At 70.3% G+C, this 19,322-nt stretch carries 18 protein-coding genes; 11 read left to right on the top strand and 7 right to left on the bottom strand.

What is annotated here, in order from left to right:
* Positions 1–262: 262 nt before the first annotated feature.
* Entirely contained in the window at positions 263–427 is a 165-nt protein-coding gene (locus F0L46_RS26325; protein ID WP_188312097.1) for a hypothetical protein, read from the top strand.
* A gap of 91 nt (positions 428–518) precedes the next feature.
* Here the strand turns inward: F0L46_RS26325 and F0L46_RS22540 are convergent, their stop codons facing one another.
* A complete protein-coding gene (locus F0L46_RS22540) occupies positions 519–1,373 on the bottom strand; it encodes a formate/nitrite transporter family protein (RefSeq protein WP_149821864.1) in 855 nt (284 codons plus the stop codon).
* A 172-nt stretch (positions 1,374–1,545) separates the two neighbouring features.
* The gene (locus tag F0L46_RS26320) at positions 1,546–1,713 is read right to left on the bottom strand and encodes a hypothetical protein (protein ID WP_188312096.1); all 168 of its coding nucleotides are present in this window, start codon (positions 1,711–1,713) and stop codon (positions 1,546–1,548) included.
* Between the two features lie 372 nt (positions 1,714–2,085).
* On the opposite strand from F0L46_RS26320, the gene F0L46_RS22535 reads away from it, so the two are divergent.
* The 5 genes from F0L46_RS22535 (at position 2,086) to F0L46_RS22515 (ending at position 8,644) form a co-directional block, all read left to right on the top strand.
* Positions 2,086–3,786, top strand: a complete 1,701-nt coding sequence (locus F0L46_RS22535) for a hypothetical protein (protein WP_149821862.1) — start codon at positions 2,086–2,088, stop codon at positions 3,784–3,786.
* A 99-nt stretch (positions 3,787–3,885) separates the two neighbouring features.
* On the top strand, positions 3,886–5,643 hold the full coding sequence (locus tag F0L46_RS22530) for a type I secretion system permease/ATPase (protein ID WP_149821861.1): 1,758 nt from the start codon (positions 3,886–3,888) through the stop codon (positions 5,641–5,643).
* On the top strand, positions 5,640–6,947 hold the full coding sequence (locus F0L46_RS22525) for an HlyD family type I secretion periplasmic adaptor subunit (RefSeq protein ID WP_149821859.1): 1,308 nt from the start codon (positions 5,640–5,642) through the stop codon (positions 6,945–6,947). The genes F0L46_RS22530 and F0L46_RS22525 overlap by 4 nt, the downstream gene beginning before the upstream one ends.
* Positions 6,948–7,066: 119 nt before the next feature.
* Positions 7,067–7,489 carry an FKBP-type peptidyl-prolyl cis-trans isomerase gene (locus F0L46_RS22520; RefSeq protein WP_149821857.1) on the top strand — a complete coding sequence of 141 codons (423 nt, stop codon included), beginning with the start codon at positions 7,067–7,069 and terminating at the stop codon, positions 7,487–7,489.
* A 174-nt stretch (positions 7,490–7,663) separates the two neighbouring features.
* The gene (locus F0L46_RS22515; protein ID WP_149821855.1) at positions 7,664–8,644 is read left to right on the top strand and encodes a quinone oxidoreductase family protein; all 981 of its coding nucleotides are present in this window, start codon (positions 7,664–7,666) and stop codon (positions 8,642–8,644) included.
* Between the two features lie 25 nt (positions 8,645–8,669).
* Here F0L46_RS22515 and F0L46_RS22510 read toward each other — a convergent pair whose 3' ends face one another.
* The 5 genes from F0L46_RS22510 to dctP form a co-directional block, all read right to left on the bottom strand.
* Positions 8,670–10,184, bottom strand: coding sequence for a malonate--CoA ligase (locus F0L46_RS22510; protein WP_149821853.1), 1,515 nt, complete (start codon positions 10,182–10,184; stop codon positions 8,670–8,672).
* Between the two features lie 33 nt (positions 10,185–10,217).
* Positions 10,218–11,537: a malonyl-CoA decarboxylase gene (locus tag F0L46_RS22505; protein WP_149821868.1), complete on the bottom strand. Its 1,320-nt coding sequence runs from the start codon at positions 11,535–11,537 to the stop codon at positions 10,218–10,220.
* A gap of 366 nt (positions 11,538–11,903) precedes the next feature.
* Positions 11,904–13,253, bottom strand: coding sequence for a TRAP transporter large permease (locus F0L46_RS22500; protein WP_149821851.1), 1,350 nt, complete (start codon positions 13,251–13,253; stop codon positions 11,904–11,906).
* A complete protein-coding gene (locus F0L46_RS22495) occupies positions 13,250–13,894 on the bottom strand; it encodes a TRAP transporter small permease (RefSeq protein ID WP_438646703.1) in 645 nt (214 codons plus the stop codon). The genes F0L46_RS22500 and F0L46_RS22495 overlap by 4 nt, the downstream gene beginning before the upstream one ends.
* Positions 13,891–14,910, bottom strand: coding sequence for a TRAP transporter substrate-binding protein DctP (gene dctP, locus F0L46_RS22490; protein WP_149821849.1), 1,020 nt, complete (start codon positions 14,908–14,910; stop codon positions 13,891–13,893). The genes F0L46_RS22495 and dctP overlap by 4 nt, the downstream gene beginning before the upstream one ends.
* A gap of 149 nt (positions 14,911–15,059) precedes the next feature.
* Here dctP and F0L46_RS22485 point away from each other — a divergent pair, with 149 nt between their 5' ends.
* The 5 genes from F0L46_RS22485 (at position 15,060) to F0L46_RS22465 (ending at position 19,314) form a co-directional block, all read left to right on the top strand.
* Positions 15,060–15,722: a GntR family transcriptional regulator gene (locus F0L46_RS22485; RefSeq protein ID WP_149821847.1), complete on the top strand. Its 663-nt coding sequence runs from the start codon at positions 15,060–15,062 to the stop codon at positions 15,720–15,722.
* Between the two features lie 44 nt (positions 15,723–15,766).
* Entirely contained in the window at positions 15,767–16,882 is a 1,116-nt protein-coding gene (locus tag F0L46_RS22480) for an NADH:flavin oxidoreductase/NADH oxidase (RefSeq protein ID WP_149821845.1), read from the top strand.
* A 131-nt stretch (positions 16,883–17,013) separates the two neighbouring features.
* Entirely contained in the window at positions 17,014–17,763 is a 750-nt protein-coding gene (locus tag F0L46_RS22475; protein ID WP_188312094.1) for an alpha/beta fold hydrolase, read from the top strand.
* 42 nt (positions 17,764–17,805) lie between these two features.
* Positions 17,806–18,006 (top strand): thioredoxin domain-containing protein, encoded by a 201-nt coding sequence (locus tag F0L46_RS22470; protein WP_149821841.1) that lies wholly within the window; start codon positions 17,806–17,808, stop codon positions 18,004–18,006.
* A gap of 222 nt (positions 18,007–18,228) precedes the next feature.
* The gene (locus tag F0L46_RS22465; RefSeq protein ID WP_149821839.1) at positions 18,229–19,314 is read left to right on the top strand and encodes an ABC transporter ATP-binding protein; all 1,086 of its coding nucleotides are present in this window, start codon (positions 18,229–18,231) and stop codon (positions 19,312–19,314) included.
* Positions 19,315–19,322: the final 8 nt, after the last annotated feature.

Here is a 19,322-nt window from a genome sequence, read left to right as displayed (position 1 = left end):
GCGCCGCGGGCGAGGTCCGGGCCGAGAGGGGCCTGGCCGAGGGCTCGTGAGGTCCCGCGTGAGAGCTTGATGCCCGACGCGCGTCGGGCCTAGGGCCTCTCGGCCTCGGCGGGCGTTTCGGGCCCGAGTGGAGACGGGCACAGCGCGCAATAAGGCGAAAATGATGCGTGCCGTTCAGGGCACGTTCAACCAAGTTTGCCGATGACACACCGTGGTGACGCGGGTGTTTTTTGAGATGGGCCATCGGTCAAGGACCAAAGTCGTGACGTCCGATCTCGACGTGGGGCAGGGCATGAGCCCTGAAACACCTGTCAGGCGCGTCCGCGATGTCTTGCTGACGGCCGCGATGGTCCTTGGCGCCGTTCTGACGCTCGCCTGGACGATCTTCCTCGTCTATCTGGCCTTGCGACTCGTCGGTGCTCTCTAGGGTCCGGCGGGGAGGACCAGCGCGGCCTCGCGGACGGCGCGGCGGAGGGCGGTGCTCTCCAACATTCACCCGGATCGGCGGATCGCCATCCCTAGTCCGACAGCTCCGGCGCGACCTGGCCGAAGTTCAACACCGCCACCAGCGTGACGCCGCCCACGAGGTTGCCGAGGAGTGTCGGCGCGAAGAAGCGGACGAGGTAGTCGCCGTAATCGGCTGCGCCCGTCTGGACGAGATAGAAGGCGTCGACGGATCCGGCGATCACGTGGGCGAGGTCCGCGAGGGCCACGACATAGGTCATGAGCAGGACGACGATGAGACGCTGCCCGTCCGCCCCGGGCAGGAGCCAGACCATCAGGGCGATGATCCAGCCCGCCGCGACGCCCCGGGCGGCCGTGGCCCAGAACGAATGCCCCAGCGCATGCCGGCTGATCTCCTGGAAGGCGGCACGCACCTCCGGCGGAGCGATCTCGCCATGGGCCAGGGCGGCGGCGACGAGCCAGGTGCCGGCGATGTTGGCCACCAGCACCAGGGCCCACAGGCGGAGAAGGCGCCAGAGGGCCTGCGTGCTGCGCTCGTGGAGGAGCGGCAGGACGGGGGTGATCGTGTTCTCGGTGAAGAGCTGCTGGCGGCCGAGCACCACGACGAGGAAGCCGACCGTGTAGCCCCAGCCCACCACGAGGTCGCGCCAGGGCGCGGCCGGCAAGCCAGCATGAAGGAACCCCTGCACCAGGAGCGAGAGCCCCATGGACAAGCCGGCCGCGAGCCCGGACAGGAGGAGCGCGGACGCGGCCCGGTCGAGCTCGCTTTGGCCCTCGGCCCGGATGGTCTCGTGGATGAGCGCGGCGCTCGGGCGGCTTTGCCGGGCCACCTCGCGCCGCTCGGGCGCCGAAAGGTCGGTCACCTCCGCGGCGGCGTTGAGGCGGTTCTCGTCGTCCTTGGTGGCCATCGGGCGCTCCGGGCGATGTGCGAGCGCCAACCCGAGGAGGGTGCGCTCGTTCCCTCTCGGGCCAGGGCTCAGGCCGGACGATGCGGCGAATCCGCAAGCCGGTAGGGACGAGAGCGGGGCCCACGATGCCCACGCTCGCCACGGGAGGTGCCGGGCACCGCGCGCCGGTTCGTCAACGGGCGCGCGTCACGCCCGCGATCTCCCCGCCCCGGAGCTCGCCCCTCGCCTGGCGCTGGAGGACGGCCTGGAACGCTGCCGGTCCCGTGTCGCTCAGGGGCACCTCGCTCCGGGGAAGGACGAGATAGGCGGTCTCCCCGTCCGCGAAGCGGACGACGAACATCGCGGAGGAACTGGACTTCCGGCCCCAGGTCGCCGTGGAGAGAGGCCTCTCGCTCGCGCACATTCAGCGGATCCATCAGGGTCTCGGCAACTGTGGATACCCGGCGGGGAGGCACGTGGATGCACGGCCGACGAAATAAAAGTTGTCTCATGACAAAGCTTCACCGTTAACCTAGGTTAATATTCTGCGTATGTGCGAACTCGCTGCAAGAGATCATCAATTTCGATGGGCCGCATATCTCGCCCTCACACGCCCTATGCATGCGAAATTATCGTTCGTACGAATTCCAACGGACAAGCTGAGGCCATATGGGCTCGAATGAGTTTGCTGAGCCGCGACTTCATCGAGAAAAATATTCTGGAGGAATTGTTTATGGCAGATCAGAACCACTCCGACATGGGCCACGGCTCGGGTGCAGGCGGGACGTCCGCGGGGGTCCAGGCCAGCGGCTTCCTCGGTCTCGGCCTCGCAGGTCACACCGAATTGTTCGGCCAGGGGAGCTTCGTCAGCTTCCTGCGCGCCTTCGCCGACGCCGACAAGGTCTTCTTCGCCGACCTGAAGGAGCTCAACAATTCCGACGCCGAGGGCGGCGCGCTCCTGTTCCAGGACGGCGACCGTCTCACGGTGATCACGGCGGCGACGGGCGTCGAGGCAGGGCAGATCCATGCCCAGCACATCCATGGCTTCGAGGACGGGAGCAACGCCGCCAGCCCGACCCTGGCGCTGGACGATGACCGGGACGGCTTCATCGAGCTCGCCGAGGGAACGGACAGCTACGGCCCGATCCTGCTCAACCTCACCTCGCCTCCGGGCGCGGGCGCACCGGGCTTCCCGGCCCCGGAGGGCAAGTCCTTCATCTTCGCCGAGACCTACGACCTCTCCGATCCGGCGAACGGCTCCCTCGCGACCCTGCTCGACGAGGCGCCGCTCCAGAACCGCGAGATCGTGCTGCACGGCCTGACCACCCTCGACGGCCAGGGTCAGGGCACGACCGGCGAGGTCGACGGCTCGGCCGGCTTCAAGCTCGTCCTGCCCATCGCGTCGGGCGAGATCCAGGCCGCCTCCTCCAACGGGGCCGCGCTGGCCGCCTTCGCCGACACGCTCGACGGCTTCGAGAGCAGCCACTCGCACGCACAGACCTCGGTTGCTGCCGACGGCGCTACGACGGCACGGGCAGGGTCCGCCATGCCGGCCGATTCCGGTGCTGGCGACGGGGGGGCCGTCCAAACGGCCGCTGCAACCCCGTCCACCCCACCTGCGGCAACCACCTCCGATACGGGTGGCCAAATGAGCCAAGGCGCCACCGGACAGGCAGCCACGCAGGACCATGGCAGCGATCATGGTCAAGGCGGCTCAGATGCCGACGGCGGACAGAGCCCGGTCGCTTCGAGCAGCACCGATACGTTCGGCAGCCTGACCTTCGCCGGTTTCGTGCGGGCTTTCGCGCAGGCGGACGACTATTACTTCGCCGACCTGAACGAGCTCAACAACTCGGATGCCGAGGGCGGCGCTCTGCTGCTGCGTAACGGCGACCAGCTCACCGTGATCACGGCGGCGACGGGCGTCGAGCCCGGCCAGACCCACGTGCAGCACATCCACGGCTTCGAGGACGGCAGGGATTCGAACGTCCCGACCCTGGCACAGGACAGCGACCGCGACGGCTTCATCGAGCTCGCCGAAGGCCAGCAGACCTATGGACCGATCCTGCTCAACCTGACCTCCTCCCCGGCGGCCGGGCTGGCGGGGTTCCCGACGCCGTCAGGCGATTCCTTCATCTTCGCCCAGACCTACGACCTCTCCGACCCGGCGAACGGCTCCCTCGCGACCCTGCTCGACGAGGCGCCGCTCCAGAACCGCGAGATCGTGCTGCACGGCTTGACCACCCTCGACGGCCATGGCGCGGGCACGGGCGGCGAGGTCGACGGCTCGGCCGGCTACAAGCTGGTCCTGCCCATCGCGGCGGGCGAGATCCAGAAGGCCTCCGCCGCGGATGCGCTCGCGGGCTTCGTCCATACGCTCGACGGCTTCGACACGGCCAGCCACGCCCAGCTCGACGATCTGATGCTCGGCTGACGAAGACCCCGGATCGGGCGGCCCGCGCGCCGCCCGGTCCGTTCCCGCGCCTGCCCACCGGGTTGATCTCCGAGGGGCCATCGACCGGATCCGACCTCCATGGCGAACGCACCCCCCTCGGCCCGTTCCGAGATCTCCCAGGCGCTGCGGCGCTGCGCCGGCTCTCTCCTGGGCATCGGCCTGTTCAGCGCGGCGGTGAACCTGCTGATGCTCACCGGCTCGATCTTCATGCTCCAGGTCTACGATCGCGTGATCCCGTCCCGCAGCATCCCGACCCTCGTCGGGCTCGCCATCCTCGTGGCGGGCCTGTTCGCGATCCAGGGCGGGCTCGACCTCATCCGCACCCGGATGCTGGCGCGGGTCGGGGCGTCCCTGCACGAGCGCGTCGCCGGCCGGGTGTTCGACACCACCTTGCGCCTGCCGCTCCTGCGCGGCGACGTGGATGCGGGCCAGCCCCTGCGCGACCTCGACCAAGTCCGCTCGTTCTTCGGCACCGGCGGGCCGCTCGCCTTCTTCGACCTGCCCTGGCTGCCGCTCTACCTGACGCTCTGCTTCCTCTTCCATCCGCTCATCGGCTGGACCGCCCTGGGCGGCGCCGGGATCCTCGTGATGCTGACGCTGCTCACCGAGATCCTGTCCCGCCGGGGGGCTGCGCAGTCCGTGGCGCTCGCCTCCCAGCGCCAGGCGGTCGCGGACGCCGCCCGGCGCAATGCGGAGGCTGTGACCGCCATGGGCATGGGCCCCGCCGTCGCGGCGCGCTGGCGCGAGGCGGATCGGGGCTACGTGGCGGGCCAGAGCGGCCTCTCCGACGTGACGGGCGGGCTCGGCGCCATCTCCAAGATGCTGCGCATGGCCCTGCAATCGGCGGTGCTGGGGGTCGGCGCCTATCTCGTGATCCAGGGCGAGGCGTCGGGCGGCATCATCATCGCGAGTTCCATCCTCTCGGCCCGCGCGCTGGCGCCCGTGGAGCTCGCCATCGCCAACTGGCGCGGCTTCCTCGCCACCCGCGGAGCCTGGCGGCGGCTCGACGCGCTCTTAGGGTCGCTCCCCGCCGCGGCGGAGCGCCAAACCCTGCGCCCCCCGGGATCGACCCTCACCGTGCAGGGCGTGGCCGTCGCTCCGGCCGGCAATCCTCGTCTCGTCGTGCGGGACATCTCGTTCCAGCTCCAGGGCGGGGCGGGGCTCGGCATCATCGGCCCGAGCGGCTCGGGCAAGTCCTGCCTCGTGCGGGCGCTGGTCGGCGTCTGGCAGCCGGCGCGAGGGCGCGTGCGCCTCGACGGCGCGGCCCTGGACCAGTGGTCGCCCGAGACGCTCGGCCGCCATGTCGGCTACCTGCCGCAGGACGTTGAGCTGTTCGCGGGCACGATCGCCCAGAACATCGCCCGCTTCCGGGAGGGCGACGATCCGGACCTCGTGATCCAGGCCGCGATGCTGGCGGGCGTGCACGAGCTGATCCTGTCGCTCGACCAGGGCTACGACACCGCCATCGGCGACCGGGGCGGCGCGCTCTCGGCGGGGCAGCGCCAGCGGGTGGGCCTCGCCCGCGCGCTCTACGGCGATCCCTTCCTCGTGGTGCTCGACGAGCCGAACTCGAACCTCGACAACGAGGGCGAGGCGGCGTTGACGCGGGCCCTCATGAACGTGCGCGAGCGCGGCGGCATCGCCGTCGTGGTCGCCCATCGCCCGAGCGCGCTCGCGGCCCTCGACCATGTCCTCGTGATCGCGGGCGGCGAGCAGAAGGCCTTCGGCCCCAAGGACCAGGTCCTGGGCGCGACCGTGCGCACGCTCCAGCCCGTCCCCAATCCCGCCGTCGAGGTCGAGCGAGGCCAGAGGGCCATCGCCGGAGGCGCGTCATGAGGAACCCCGCTCTCGATCCGGACCGTTCGCTGCGCCGCCATTTGCTGGCGGGCCTGACCACCCTCCTGGTTCTGGGGGGCGGCATGGGCGGCTGGGCCGCCACCGCCGAGATCGCGAGCGCCGTGGTGGCGCCGGGCGCCGTGGTGGTCGATTCCTACGTCAAGAAGGTCCAGCACCCGACGGGCGGCGTGGTGGGCGAGATCCGGGTTCGCGACGGCGACCGGGTGACGGCGGGCGACGTGGTGGTGCGTCTCGACGAGACCGTGACCCGCGCCAACCTCGCCGTGATCACCAAGGGCCTCGACGAGCTCGCCGCCCGCCGGGGGCGGCTTGAGGCCGAGCGTGACGGGCTCGCGGCGATCAAGGTCCGGCCCGAGCTCGCCGCCCGCGCCGCGGAGCCGGAGATTGCCGAGCTGATCCAGGGGGAGGGGCGCCTGTTCGGGCTTCGCCGTGAGGCGCGGGCAGGGCTCCAGGGCCAGCTCAGGCAGCGGGTGGAGCAGCTGCGCGAGCAGATCGGCGGCCAGGAGCTCCAGGCCAACGCCAAGGGCGAGGAGATCAGGCTGATCCAGGAGGAGCTGAAGGGCGTCGAGGGCCTCTATGCCAAGAACCTCGTCCCTCTCACCCGCGTCACCGCCCTCAAGCGCGAGGAGACGCGCCTCAAGGGCGAGCAGGGCCAGCTCATCGCGGGGGTGGCCCAGGCCAAGGGTAAGATCTCCGAGACCGAGCTGCAGATCCTCCAGGTCGACCAGGATCTGCGCTCCGAGGTGGCCAGGGAGCTGCGCGACATCCAGGGCAAGTCCGCCGAGCTCGCCGAGAAGCGCATCGCCGCTGAGGACCAGCTCCGGCGCATCGACATCCGCGCGCCCCAGGACGGCGTGGTGCACCAGCTGGCCGTGCACACGGTGGGCGGCGTGATCTCGCCGGCGGACGCGCTCATGCTCATCGTGCCCCAGGCGGACGAGATGGCGATCGAGGTGAAGGTCGCGCCGCAGGACATCGACCAGCTCCGGATCGGGCAGGACGCGATGCTGCGGCTCTCGGCCTTCAACCAGCGCACGACGCCGGAGATCCGGGGCCGGGTGAGCCGGGTCGCGGCGGACCTCATCCAGGACCAGAAGACGGGCGTATCCTATTACACGGCGCGCGTGGCGACCTCTCCGGAGGAGCTCGCTCGCCTGAAAGGCCTCACCCTCGTCCCCGGCATGCCCGTGGAGGCGTTCATCCAGACGGGCGAGCGCACGGCCCTGTCCTATCTCGCCAAGCCCCTGTCGGACCAGATGAGCCGCGCGTTCAAGGGGGACTAGTGTCCGCCGGACGACGTCTCAGGGGTCCGGGGCCTCGACCGGCCGCCAAGCGAAGGCTGGACGATTTCGAATCGGGGGCCTTAATTGGCTGATCGGCCACCATCAGGAACGATTCCCGCATGTCCCGCTTTACCGTCCCACTTTTCGGAGCCCTGTTGATCGCCATGACCCTCGACGCATCCGCGCAGAACCTCACCACCACGCCCTCGGGTCTCAAGTACCGGGACGAGGTCGTCGGCACCGGGCCCGAGCCGAAGGCAGGCCAGTCGGTCAACGTGCACTACACGGGCTGGCTCGACCAGAACGGCCAGAAGGGCAAGAAATTCGACTCGTCGCGCGACCGCGGCCAGCCCTTCACCTTCACCCTCGGCCAGGGCCAGGTCATTGCCGGCTGGGACCAGGGCGTCGCGACGATGAAGGTGGGCGGCAAGCGCACCCTCGTGATCCCGCCCGATCTCGGCTACGGCGCCCGTGGCGCGGGCGGTGTGATCCCGCCCAACGCGACGCTGATCTTCGACGTCGAGCTTCTCGGCACCCGCTGAGGCGGGCGCCACGCGCACCTGACGCCGATCCCGGGTCACCCCGACCCGGGATCGGCTCTGCCTGCGCGACTGCGACCGGGCGCAGCCACCCAAGGCGGGGCTCCGCGCGGCCGGAAATGACGTGCATTCAGACCCGGAACCGTGGTCTGAACACCCGATCAAGGGAGCTTGAGCATGGATCAGGCACGGGCGATTCGCATTCATGAGCACGGCGGCCCGGAGGTCATGCGTGTCGAGACCGTCGATATCGGCGCTCCGCGAGCCGGAGAGGTCCTGCTGCGCCAGACGGCCGTCGGCTTCAACTACATCGACATCTACCAGCGCAAGGGCGTCTACCCGCTCCCGCTGCCGACGGGCCTCGGCCACGAGGCCGCCGGGGTGGTCGAGGCGGTGGGCGAGGGCGTCTCGGACCTGAAGCCCGGGGATCGGGTCGCGTACATGAACGCGGGGCTCGGCGCCTATGCGGATCGGCGCGTCGTGCCGGCGGAGCGGCTCGTGCGCCTGCCCGAGGAGATGAGCGACGAGGCTGCCGCGAGCCTGCTCTTCAAGGGGCTCACCGCTCAATACCTCGTGCGCCGCACGTACCGCGTGAAGGCAGGCGATCTCGTCCTCGTCCACGCGGCGGCGGGCGGCGTCGGGCAGATCCTCTGCCGGTGGGCCAAGGCGCTCGGTGCCTTCGTGGTGGGGACCGCGGGCGGACCCGAGAAATGCGAGGTGGCCCGGACGGCGGGATGCGACGCCGCGATCGATTACAGCCGCCCGGACTGGCTGCGGGACCTCCTCGCCGCCACCGGCGGACGCAAGGCCGACGTCGTCTACGATTCGGTGGGGCGCGACACCTTCCTGCACTCCCTGGACTGCGCCGCTCCCTTCGGCATGGTCGTGCTCTACGGCGCGGCGTCCGGGCCTGCCCCCGCGATCGAGCCGGAGCTCCTCAACAAGAAGGGCTGCCTCTTTCTCACCCGCCCCTCCGTCTTCCCGCACAATGCCGACGGCGCCACGTTCAGGGCCAACGCCGCCGACCTGTTCGCGGCCGTGCGGGACGGGGCCGTCACGGTGGAGATCGGCCGGCGCTTCGCCCTGGAGGACGCCGGGGCCCTTCACGCCGCCGCGGAGCGCCGCGCCACGACGGGAGCCCTGCTCCTGACGCCGTGACGGGGGCCGGAGGCGCGTACGAGCCCTATGGCGTGAGCAGCGCCTTGTAGGTCTCGCGCAGCACGTTCTTCTGCACCTTGCCCATGGTGTTGCGGGGCAGGTCGTCGACCATGACGACGCGCTTCGGCAGCTTGAACTTGGCCAGCCGGTCGCCGAGGGCGGAGAGCACCGCGGCCTCGTCGATGGCGGCGCCGGGCTTTGCCACCACCACGGCCATGACGCCCTCGCCGAAGTCACGGTGGGGCACGCCGATGACGGCGCTCTCCACCACGCCCGGCAGGGCATCGATCTCGGTCTCGACCTCCTTGGGGTAGACGTTGAACCCGCCCGTGATGATGAGGTCCTTGCCCCGTCCCACGATGTGGACGTAGCCCCGCCCGTCGATCTTGCCCAGGTCGCCCGTGACGAAGAAGCCGTCGGGCCGGAACTCGGCCTTCGTCTTCTCCTCGTTGCGCCAATAGCCCTTGAACACGTTGGGCCCCAGCACCTCGATCATCCCGATCTCCTCGGCCGCGAGCGGGGCGCCCGTCTCGGGGTCGACCACGCGCAGGCTCACGTCGGGCAGGGGAGGGCCCACCGTGCCCGGCACCCTGTCCCCGTCATAGGGGTTCGAGGTGTTCATGTTGGTCTCGGTCATGCCGTAGCGCTCCAGGATGGCGTGGCCCGTGCGGGCCTGCCAGTCCCGGTGCGTCTCGGCGAGAAGCGGCGCCGAGCCGGACACGAACAGGCGCATATGGGCCGTCGCCTCGCGGGTGAGGCCCGGATGCGCGAGAAGCCGGGTGTAGAAGGTGGGCACCCCCATCATGACGGTGGCCCCTGGCATGAGGCGCATCATCTCGTCGGCATCGAACTTCGGCAGGAAGATCATCGCGGAGCCCGCCATGAGCGAGACGTTCGTCGCGACGAAGAGGCCGTGGGTGTGGAAGATGGGCAGCGCGTGGAGAAGCACGTCGCGGGCGCTGAAGCGCCAATAGTCGCGCAAGGTGCGGGCGTTGGAGGCGAGGTTCTCGTGGGAGAGCATCGCGCCTTTGGAGCGCCCCGTGGTGCCCGAGGTGTAGAGGATCGCGGCAAGGTCGTCGGGACCGCGGGGAGCGTCGTCGAAGCCGGCGCCCTGCGCCGCCGCCCGCTCAGTGAGCGAGCCCGTGCCGGCCGCGTCGAGGGTCTCGACCCGTGCGCCCCGGGGGCGGGCCAGCGCCTCCACCCCCTCGCGCCGGGCGGGGTCGCACACCACGAGGGCGGGCTCCGCGTCGCCGATGAAGTAGTCGAGCTCGGGCAGCGTGTAGGCCGTGTTGAGGGGCAGGAACACCGCGCCCGCCCGCACGCAGGCGAGATAGAGCACCAGCATGGCCGGGCTCTTCTCCACCTGCACGGCGACCCGGTCGCCCACGCCCACCCCGAGGTCCCGCAAGGCGTTCGCCATGCGTCCCGTCTCCTCCAGGAAGGCGCCGTAGGACGTCCGCGCGCCGTCGGGATGGACGAGGAAGGGGCGGCTCGGATCGTCAATGCTCGCCGTGACGGCGTCGAACAGGTGGCAGGTCAAGGGATGGCTCCCGCAGGTAGGATCTGGTCTCGTTCAGGCGGAGGCGAGCGTTCTGGGCACGCGGGCGAGGCGGCGTAGATCCGCCGCCGCCACGACCTCGCCCCGCTCGGCGAAGGCCTCGTGGTTCCGCTCGATGGAATCGAGGTCGTAGAGATAGTTCACCATGAAGCCCGCGCCCTGCTCGATGCCCCGGGGCGAGAGGTCGGCCCGGGGATGGATGCGCTCCAGGCGCGCGCCGTTGCCCAGATGGAAGCGGGCCACGGGGTCGACGGGCCGCCCGCCCGGCGTCCTCGCCCGGATGAGGTAGGTGGCGGCGAGCTCCCGCAGCAGCGCCTGGAGGTCGCCCCCGCCTTCGTCCAGGGAGGCCCCGAGGTCGAGGGCGGCGTCGAGGCGGGCGCGGTCCTCGAAGGTGAGGAAGGCGGAGCCCTCGAGGTCGCGCTCGCGGGCAAGCCACGCCGCGAAGCCCGGGACCGGCGAGAGGGTGACGAAGGTCTTCAGCCCCGGCAGGTCGCGGCGCAGCTCCTCCACCACCTGCTTGATGAGGAAGTTGCCGAAGGAGATGCCGGCGAGCCCCCGCTGGCAGTTCGAGATGGAATAGAACACCGCCGTCGTCGCCTCGGCGGCCGCGAGGGGCGCGTGGGCGGGGGCGAGGATCGGCCCGATCGCGCCGGGAATGTCGCGGGTGAGCGCCACCTCGACGAAGATCAGCGGCTCCTCGACGAGGGCCGGGTGGAAGAAGGCGTAGAGCCGCCGGTCCGGGGGCGCCAGGCGCCGGCGCAGGTCCTCGAAGCCCTGGATCGCGTGCACGGCCTCGTAGGCGATGATCTTCTCGAGCACGTTGGCGGGGCTCGTCCAGTCGATCCGCTTGAGGGTGAGGAAGCCGCGGTTGAACCAGGACCCGAAGAGGTGCGCGAAATCGGCGTCGACGTCGGCGAGATCGGGATGGTCGGCGAGGAAGGGCAGCACGTCCTCACGCATGCGAACGAGCGACAGGGTGCCGCCGGGCGCCCGGTTGAGCCGGCGCATCAGCTCCTGGCGGCGGGGCTCGCTCGCCTGATGCAGGGCGCGGGCGGTGGAGGGGGTCGGATCGGCGCGGTAGGCCTCGATCGCCGCATCGAGGCGGTCGATGGCGGGCCCGAAATCCGCCGAGAGACGCTTGAGGAAGGCGCGGCGGGTCTCAGGCGGCGCCGCGGCGTAGAGGTCGAGGAGGTCGCGGGCGCGAGCCACCGCCGAGGCCTCGCCGCGTCCCGACAGGATCTCCTCGGCGAGACCCGCGAGGTCGCGGGCCGAGCGCAGGCCCTCGCCTGGCCGCGTGATGAGCGAGCGGCCCCGGTCGGCGATGGTCTGGATCATGTCTGTGAAGAACGAGATCGCTGGCACCCGTGGCCCTCCTGAAGATGTGGCGGACGGCTGACCCCTCGGGGCAGCCCTCCCTCGGCTCGTTCGATCGGTTCGCCGCGGCGCCCTCGCCGAGCCGTGCTTCGGGCTGTTGACCCCGGACCGCGAGCGCTGGTCCGCGTCGGCGACCCGGCTGCTCGTACGGTCACACAGGCCCGAGGATCCGATCAGGCGGCCAGGCGATCCCTGCCGCGGTCAAGGTCCGCGTCGTGCCGGGTGCACGCGGCTCGGGGCGCTTCACGAGGCGTCGGCCGCGTTCCGGAACCTTCGCGAGAAGGCTGCTGGGACACGAGACGTCCATGACTGGGTCCTTTCGGCGCGCTACTTCACTCCCATGACCGCGTCCGGCAGCCAGGTCGCGATCCCCGGGAAGAGGCAGAGCAGGACGATCGCGAGTGCCATGAGCAACACGAAGGGCACTGTCCCCCAGATGACGTCGCCGAGCGGAATCTCGGGCGCGATGTTCTTGATGACGAAGATGTTGAGCCCAACCGGCGGGTGGATGAGGCCCATCTCCATCACGATCGTCATCGCGATCCCGAACCAGACCAGATCGAAGCCTGCGGCCTTGAGCGGAGGCAGGATGATCGGCGCCGTCATGAGGATGATCGAGACTGGCGGCAAGAAGAAGCCGAGCACCACGACGAGGAGCAGGATCGCGGCGAGCAGCACCCACTTGGAGAGCTGGAGTGCGACGATCGCCTGGGCGGCTGCTTGCGAGATGTGCAGGTAGCTCATCACGTAGGAGTAAAGGAGCGACATGCCGATGATGAGCATCAGCATCGTCGACTCGCGGATCGTCGCCGACAGGATCGGCTCGAGGTCGCGCGGGCGCCATACCCCGTAGACGGCGGCGATGAGACCGAGCGCCAGGACGCCGCCGAGCCCGGCGGTCTCGGAGGGCGTGGCGTAGCCGCCGTAGAGCGCAACCATCACGCCGGTGAGCAGGATGATGAAGGGCAGCACCCTATGCAGCGTGCCGAGCCGCTGCGCCATCGTGTACGTGTCCTCCGCGAGGATCGGCGAGCGCGCCCCGCCTGCCTCATAGGCACGCTTGGCTGCCGCATATTCTTGACGGAAACGCACGCCCGCATAGATCGCGAACAGCGTGACGAGGAGGAGCCCCGGCCCGATCCCCGCGAGAAAGAGGCGGCCGAGGGACTGTTCCGCCGCGACCGCGTATAGGATCATGGTGATCGAGGGCGGCAGGAGGATGCCGAGCGTTCCGCCGGCGGCGATGATCCCGGCCGCGAAGCCGCCCGAATAGCCCCGTCGGCGCATCTCCGGGATACCGGCCGAGCCGATGGCCGAGCAGGTCGCGGGCGACGAGCCCGCCATGGCGGCGAAGATCGCGCAGGCGAAGACGTTGGCGATGCCCAGGCCCCCGGGGATCTTGTGCATCCAAGCGTGCATCGCCGAGTAGAGGTCCTGGCCCGCCCGCGACTTCCCGATCGCCGCGCCCTTCAGGATGAACAGCGGGATCGAGAGCAGCGTGATCGAGGCCATCTCCTCGTAGACGTTCTGCGTCACCGTATCGAGGGACGCACCCGGCATGAAGAAGGCCATGAACAGGACCGCCACCGCACCGAGCGCGAAGGCGATTGGCATGCCTGAGAACATGACGCCGAGCGTGGCTCCGGCGTAGAGAAAGCCGATGGCCGCGGTGCTCATCGGGCGGAGCCCTCCGGAGCTTTCTGGTGGATGACGGCGTCCGCGGCCGAGCCCGGGGTCGGCGCCCCTCCCTGGACGGCGCTGCCCGTGGAGGCGCGGGTATCCGCCTGCTGCCGGCTCGTGAGGCCGCGGGCGAGCTGAAGGGCGATCTGGAGGGTGAGAAGCGTCATGCCGGCCGCCATCAAGGAGTAGGGAATCCAGAGGGGCGGTCCCCAGGATGAGGTTGAATGCTGGTCGTCGATCCAGGCTTCGTGGAACAGCGTCCAGCTCTTCCAGGCGAAGAAGGCGCAGAACGCCGCGCTCATGACGTCGACGGCGACAAGTCGGAGTCGGTTGGCGCGCTCCGAGAGGAGGCTCGCGACGGCCTCGATCCCGACATGGCCGCGGCGCGCCTGAACCGCCGCCGCGCACAGGAAGGTGGTGCCCACCAGCAGGAAGACGGCGGACTCATCCTGCCAGTCGGTCGCGATCTTCAGGACGTAGCGGGCCACGACCGAATAGGTGAGCACCAGCGACGCCGCGATGAGCGCAACCCCGCCCAGCACCATGACGAGGCGGTTCACCGTCGCGGCCACCCGGTCGAGGAGGCCCGTGCCGGCCTGGGCCGCCGGGCGCTCCTCCAGCTCGAACCCGTGGCTCACGCCATGCCCTCCGCGAGCTTGAGCAACTCCGCGCAGGTCGCGTTGCGGTTGGCGTAATCCTTCCAGGCGGTGTCGCGGGCGATGGTCCGCCACTTTCCGAGCGTTGGCTCGTCCATCACGACGACCTTGGCGCCTGCCTTGCGGAACACCTCCTCGACCTGCTTGTCGTCGGCCTTGGCGCCCTCCGTCCCGAACGACTCCATCTCCTCGCCGATCTGCATGATCAGGTCCTGCTGCGGCTTCGGCAGCGCGTCGAAGATCGTCTTCGACATCATGAGCGGCTCGAGCATGAACCAGAAGGAGCGGCCCTGGCCTGAGGTGAAGCCCTTGGAGAGCTCGTCGAGGTGGAAGGAGATGAGGCTCGTCGAGGAGGTCACCACCGCGTCGCATGCTCCCGTCTGCATGGCGGCGTAGGATTCGTTCGAGGGCAGCGACAGGGTCGCGGCGCCCGCCGCCTTGAGCATCAGGTCGAACTCGCGCGAGCCGCCGCGCACCTTCATGCCTTTCGCGTCCTCGGGGCTCAGCAGCGGACGCTCGCGGCTCGCGACGCCGCCCGACTGCCACACCCAGGACACCATGACGATGCCTTTGGCGTTCATGATCTCGGTGATCTTGCGGCCGATCGGCGCCTTCTTCCACGCTGCGGCTTGCTCGTAGCTCGTCACGAGGCAGGGCATGAGGCCGATATTGGTCTCGACGACCTCGCCGCCTGCATAGGGCAGGGGGTAGAAGCTCAGGTCCAAGGCGCCCTTGCGCAGGGCCGAGAACTGGGAATTCGTCTTCATGAGCGAGGAGCCTGGATAGACCTGCGCCACAAGCCCGCCGTTGGAGCGCTTCTCGAGCTCCTGCGCGAACTTGCGGCAGAGGCGGTCGCGGAAGTCGCCCTCGTCCACCGTCCCGCCGGGGAACTGGTGGGAGATCTTCAGGGTCTGAGCGGCGTGCGCCTGCCGGGCGAAGCCAATGACCGCGGGCGCGGCCAGGGCGGCTTGCAGAAGGCTGCGACGGGACATGGTCATGGGCGGTCTCCTACCTGTCTTGCTTGATCGGGCGCGCCCCCTTGTTCGGGGTCTAAGCCCGCTGCTTAACGCCGACTTAAGACGGATTTGCCTGCCCTGTCAATCTTGTGTATACAAGCTTGCCTGCTATGCACACGAGAGGGGCGACCATGTCCACCGGCGGCGCTCGGTTGCGCAATGCCATCGAGGACCTCATCGCGACCGGCGCGCTTGCGCCCGGCGAGCGGCTCGACGAGACGCAGCTCGCGGCGCGGTTCCACGTGTCGCGCACGCCCGTCCGCGAGGCCCTGCATCAGCTCGCGGCCAGCGGCTTCGTCGAGATCCGGCCCCGCCGGGGCGCGGTCGTGGCGACGATCGCACCGGCGCGTCTCGTCGAGATGTTCGAGGTCATGGGCGAGCTCGAGGCCATGGCCGGACGGCTCGCCGCTCGGCGTGCCCGCCCTCGGGACCGCGCCGCGATCGGGGCCGCCCTGGAGGCCTGCCGCAAGGCGGCCGAGCGGGGCGATCCGGACGCCTATTACGCCGATAACGAGCTCTTCCACCTCGCGATCTACGAGGCGAGCGGCAATGCCTTCCTGGCGGAGCAGGCCAGCGCCCTCCACCGGCGGCTTCGCCCATACCGGCGCCTCCAGCTGCGGGTCGGGCGCAGGGTGCACGCATCGCTCAACGAGCACGAGCGGATCGCGGCTGCGATCGCGGCCGGGGACCCCAGGGCGGCGGCGCGCGAGCTGCGCGCCCATATCGTCGTGCAAGGAGAGCGCTTCAGCGATCTGGTGGCGGGCCTGTCGAGCCTCGAGGCGCGCAGCGCCTGAGCGCTCGCTCGACCGCCTCGCGCCGACCTGACGAAGGAACGTCCATGAGCCGCCTGTTCGAGCCGTTGGTCCTCGGAGACCTCACCCTCCCCAATCGCATCCTGATCGCCCCCATGTGCCAGTACTCGGCCCGGGACGGGTCGGCCGGCGATTGGCATCTGATCCATCTCGGCCACCTGGCCCTGTCCGGGGCCGGGCTCCTGATCCTCGAGGCGACGGCCGTCTCGCCCGAGGGACGCATCTCGCCGGCGGATCTGGGCCTCTACTCGGACGACAACGAAGCGGCTTTGGGCCGCGTGCTCGACGCGGTGCGCGCCCATTCGCCGATGCCGCTCGCCGTCCAGCTCAGCCATGCCGGCCGCAAGGGATCGAGCCGTCCGCCCTGGGAGGGCGGCGCCCAGATCCGGCCCGACGAGCTCGCCGGCTGGAAGACCGTCGCTCCCTCGCCCATCCCCCACCTGCTGCAGGAGGACGAGCCCACGGGCCTCGACCGGGCGGGGCTCGACCAGATCCGGCAGGATTTCGCCAGGGCCGCGCGGCGTGCGGCACGGCTCGGCCTTGAGGGAATCGAGGTTCATGCCGCGCACGGCTATCTGCTTCACCAATTTCTCTCCCCTCTCGCCAACCGGCGCGAGGACGCCTATGGCGGCAGCCTGGAGAACCGGATGCGGTTCCCCTTGGAGGTGTTCGACGCGGTCCGGGAGGCGTTCACGCCGGAGCGGCCGGTCTGGGTGCGCATCTCGGCGACCGATTGGGTGAGCGGCGGCTGGGACGTCGAGGGCACGATCGCGCTCTCGCTCGCTCTCAAGGCACGCGGCTGCGCCGCCATCCACGTGACGAGCGGCGGCGTGTCAGCCGCCCAGGCCATCCCGATCGGCCCCGGCTACCAGGTTCCGTTCGCGCAACGGGTCCGCGGCGAGGTCGGGCTGCCCACCTTCGCGGTCGGCCTGATCACCGAGCCGGAGCAGGCGGAGCAGATCGTGGCGAGCGGGTCCGCCGATGCCGTGTCCCTCGCGCGGGCGATGCTCTATGACCCGCGCTGGCCCTGGCACGCCGCCGCGGCGCTGGGCGCCAGCGTGCAAGCCCCGAGGCAGTACTGGCGCTCGCAGCCGCGCGGGTTCGAGACGCTCTTCGCCGGAGCCGGCTTCGGGCAGCGCTGATGCGGGGCCGGCCGACCCCCGGTGCCCGCGGGCATCGCCTGGGGCGCTCCACACGGGGGCCGCAGCCCGCGGACCCGGCCGCCGTCGAGGCAGCCGCAGAGCGTATCGAGACCTCCTTCCCCGGCGGCCGCATGGTCTGGCGATCGTGGGGCGATGGAGCTCCGGTCATCCTGCTCCATGGCGGGCATGGCTCGTGGACGCATTGGCTTGCCAACATCCCGGCCCTGTCAGGCACGAACCGCCTGCTCGTGCCCGACATGCCCGGATACGGCGATTCCGATAGGCTGCCCGACGCGACCCTCGAAACCCTCGGATTCGTTATAGCCTGCGGGCTCGAGGAGATCCTGCCATCGCCGCCGGTGACTCTCATCGGCTTCTCCTTCGGGGCGACCGTCGGGGGCGTCGTCGCGAGGCGGATGGAATCGCGGCTCAGGCGTTTCGTGCTCGTGGGCGCCAGCGCGCTGGGCTTGCCGGCTCCGCCCATGGAGCCGCTCGAGAACTGGTGGGCGGTCCCCGGAAAGGCGGACGAGATGGCGGCCCATCGGCGCAACCTTGCGCGGCTCATGATCCACGATGCCGCCAGGATCGATGCGCTCGCCGTCACGCTTCAAGCCCGGAACGCGCGGCGGACCCGCTTCCGCAGCCTGCGCTACGCCTCAGGCGACAGCCTGACGTCCTGCCTTCGCGACGTGTCCGTGCCGTTGACGGCGATCTGGGGCGAGCATGACGCGACAGCCCTGGGGCACCTGCTCGAGCGCGAGGCGCTCCTGCGCCGGTTCGATCCCGCCCTCCGGTTCGTCACGATCGAGGGCGCGGGACATTGGGTTCAGTATGAGGCGCCGGAGGCCTTCCACGCGGCCCTGCAACCCGATCTCGGCTGACGGGGCACCGGACCGGGGCCGCGACATGCCGAGGGGATGGACATGCCGACGGTCTGGGGGCGCGCCGACTCGATCAACGTCCAGAAGGTGCTCTGGCTGCGCGCGGAGCTCGGGCTCTCCTTCCGGCGCATCGACGCGGGCCGGACCTTCGGCGTGACGCAGACGCCCGAATACCTACGCCTCAACCCGGAACCGTCCGCACGCGGCCCGGCTTCGCTTGCGCCGAGGTTCCTGGCTAGATGACACGATCCGGCAGCGCTCGCCGTCTCGGGCGTCGGCCGGTATGATCGTGCCCGCGGGGGAGGGGGCGCGGGTCAGGCGGATGCCTCGCCCAGAAGCGGTTCGGTCATGGGATCGGCCGGGGAAGCCGCGATCTAAGCCGGGGACGGCGCCAGCCTTGTCTGTTCCCACCCCGGCCACGCCGTGCCATCATCCCGCGACGCAGGAGGAGACATCACCCCTCGCATGTCGCTCGTTCTCGAACAGGTTTCCAAGATCGTAGGCGCGGAGACCCATCTCCGCGACGTGTCCCTGACCCTCGAACGCGGCTCCCTCAACGTGCTCCTCGGGGCGACGCTCGCGGGAAAGACAACCCTGATGCGCCTGATGGCGGGGCTCGACGTGCCCTCGTCCGGCCGGGTCATCGCCGACGGGCGGGACGTGACGGGATTGCCCGTGCGGCGCCGCAACGTGGCGATGGTCTACCAGCAGTTCATCAACTACCCCTCCCTGTCGGTCTACGAGAACATCGCGTCCCCCTTGCGCGTGGCAGGGCTCCCCCGGGCCGAGATCGAATCGCGGGTGCGGGAAGCCGCCGCCCTCCTGCGCCTCGAGCCCTATCTCGACCGCAAGCCGCTTCAGCTGTCGGGCGGCCAGCAGCAGCGCACGGCGATCGCCCGCGCGCTCGTGAAGCGGGCGAACCTCGTCCTCCTCGACGAGCCGCTCGCCAATCTCGACTACAAGCTGCGGGAGGAGCTCCGGGAGGAGCTGCCCCGGATCTTCGCCGCCTCGGGAGCTGTCTTCGTCTACGCCACCACCGAGCCCTCGGAGGCCTTGCTGCTCGGGGGCAACACCGCGACGCTCCATCAGGGCCGGGTCACCCAGTTCGGGCCGACGCCCGAGGTCTACCGGCGGCCCCGGGACGTCGTCACCGCCCAGGTGTTTTCCGACCCGCCCCTCAACACCCTGCGCGCCGTGAAGCAGGGCGGCGCGCTCGCCCTCGGCACGGGCGGGGAGGCGAGGGCGCTGGGCGCGTTCGCCGGGGTGCCGGACGGGTCCTATCTGGTGGGCTTCCGGGCCCACCACCTGGAGCTCGACCCGCCATCCGGCGAGGCCATCGTCCTCCCCTCGACCGTGACCGTCTCGGAGATCACGGGCTCGGAGAGCTACGTGCACCTCGCCTGCGGCGGCCACGCCTTCGTGGCGCTCGTCCCCGGCGTGCGCCGCCTGGAGCCCGGCACCACAGTCGACGCCTCGATCGATCCGCGCCGCCTGTTTCTCTTCGACGAGAGCGGGGCGCTGGCCTCGGGCGACCTCGCCCAGGCGGCGTGAGGAGAGCA

Origin of the sequence: Salinarimonas soli, assembly GCF_008386575.1 — a bacterium.
In the GTDB taxonomy this organism is placed as follows: Bacteria; Pseudomonadota; Alphaproteobacteria; order Rhizobiales; family Beijerinckiaceae; genus Salinarimonas_A; species Salinarimonas_A soli.
The sequence above is the reverse complement of the archived record's forward strand: the minus strand, read 5'-3'. Positions and strand labels throughout refer to the sequence as shown.

Bases quoted from the DNA above. Each gene is read 5' to 3' on its own strand.
- F0L46_RS22540 (WP_149821864.1), bottom strand. From the start codon at position 1,373: ATGGCCACCAAGGACGACGAGAACCGCCTCAACGCCGCCGCGGAGGTG.
- F0L46_RS26320 (WP_188312096.1), bottom strand. From the start codon at position 1,713: ATGTTCGTCGTCCGCTTCGCGGACGGGGAGACCGCCTATCTCGTCCTT.
- F0L46_RS22535 (WP_149821862.1), top strand. From the start codon at position 2,086: ATGGCAGATCAGAACCACTCCGACATGGGCCACGGCTCGGGTGCAGGC.
- F0L46_RS22530 (WP_149821861.1), top strand. From the start codon at position 3,886: ATGGCGAACGCACCCCCCTCGGCCCGTTCCGAGATCTCCCAGGCGCTG.
- F0L46_RS22525 (WP_149821859.1), top strand. From the start codon at position 5,640: ATGAGGAACCCCGCTCTCGATCCGGACCGTTCGCTGCGCCGCCATTTG.
- F0L46_RS22520 (WP_149821857.1), top strand. From the start codon at position 7,067: ATGTCCCGCTTTACCGTCCCACTTTTCGGAGCCCTGTTGATCGCCATG.
- F0L46_RS22515 (WP_149821855.1), top strand. From the start codon at position 7,664: ATGGATCAGGCACGGGCGATTCGCATTCATGAGCACGGCGGCCCGGAG.
- F0L46_RS22505 (WP_149821868.1), bottom strand. From the start codon at position 11,537: ATGATCCAGACCATCGCCGACCGGGGCCGCTCGCTCATCACGCGGCCA.
- F0L46_RS22500 (WP_149821851.1), bottom strand. From the start codon at position 13,253: ATGAGCACCGCGGCCATCGGCTTTCTCTACGCCGGAGCCACGCTCGGC.
- dctP (WP_149821849.1), bottom strand. From the start codon at position 14,910: ATGACCATGTCCCGTCGCAGCCTTCTGCAAGCCGCCCTGGCCGCGCCC.
- F0L46_RS22485 (WP_149821847.1), top strand. From the start codon at position 15,060: ATGTCCACCGGCGGCGCTCGGTTGCGCAATGCCATCGAGGACCTCATC.
- F0L46_RS22480 (WP_149821845.1), top strand. From the start codon at position 15,767: ATGAGCCGCCTGTTCGAGCCGTTGGTCCTCGGAGACCTCACCCTCCCC.
- F0L46_RS22475 (WP_188312094.1), top strand. From the start codon at position 17,014: ATGGTCTGGCGATCGTGGGGCGATGGAGCTCCGGTCATCCTGCTCCAT.
- F0L46_RS22470 (WP_149821841.1), top strand. From the start codon at position 17,806: ATGCCGACGGTCTGGGGGCGCGCCGACTCGATCAACGTCCAGAAGGTG.
- F0L46_RS22465 (WP_149821839.1), top strand. From the start codon at position 18,229: ATGTCGCTCGTTCTCGAACAGGTTTCCAAGATCGTAGGCGCGGAGACC.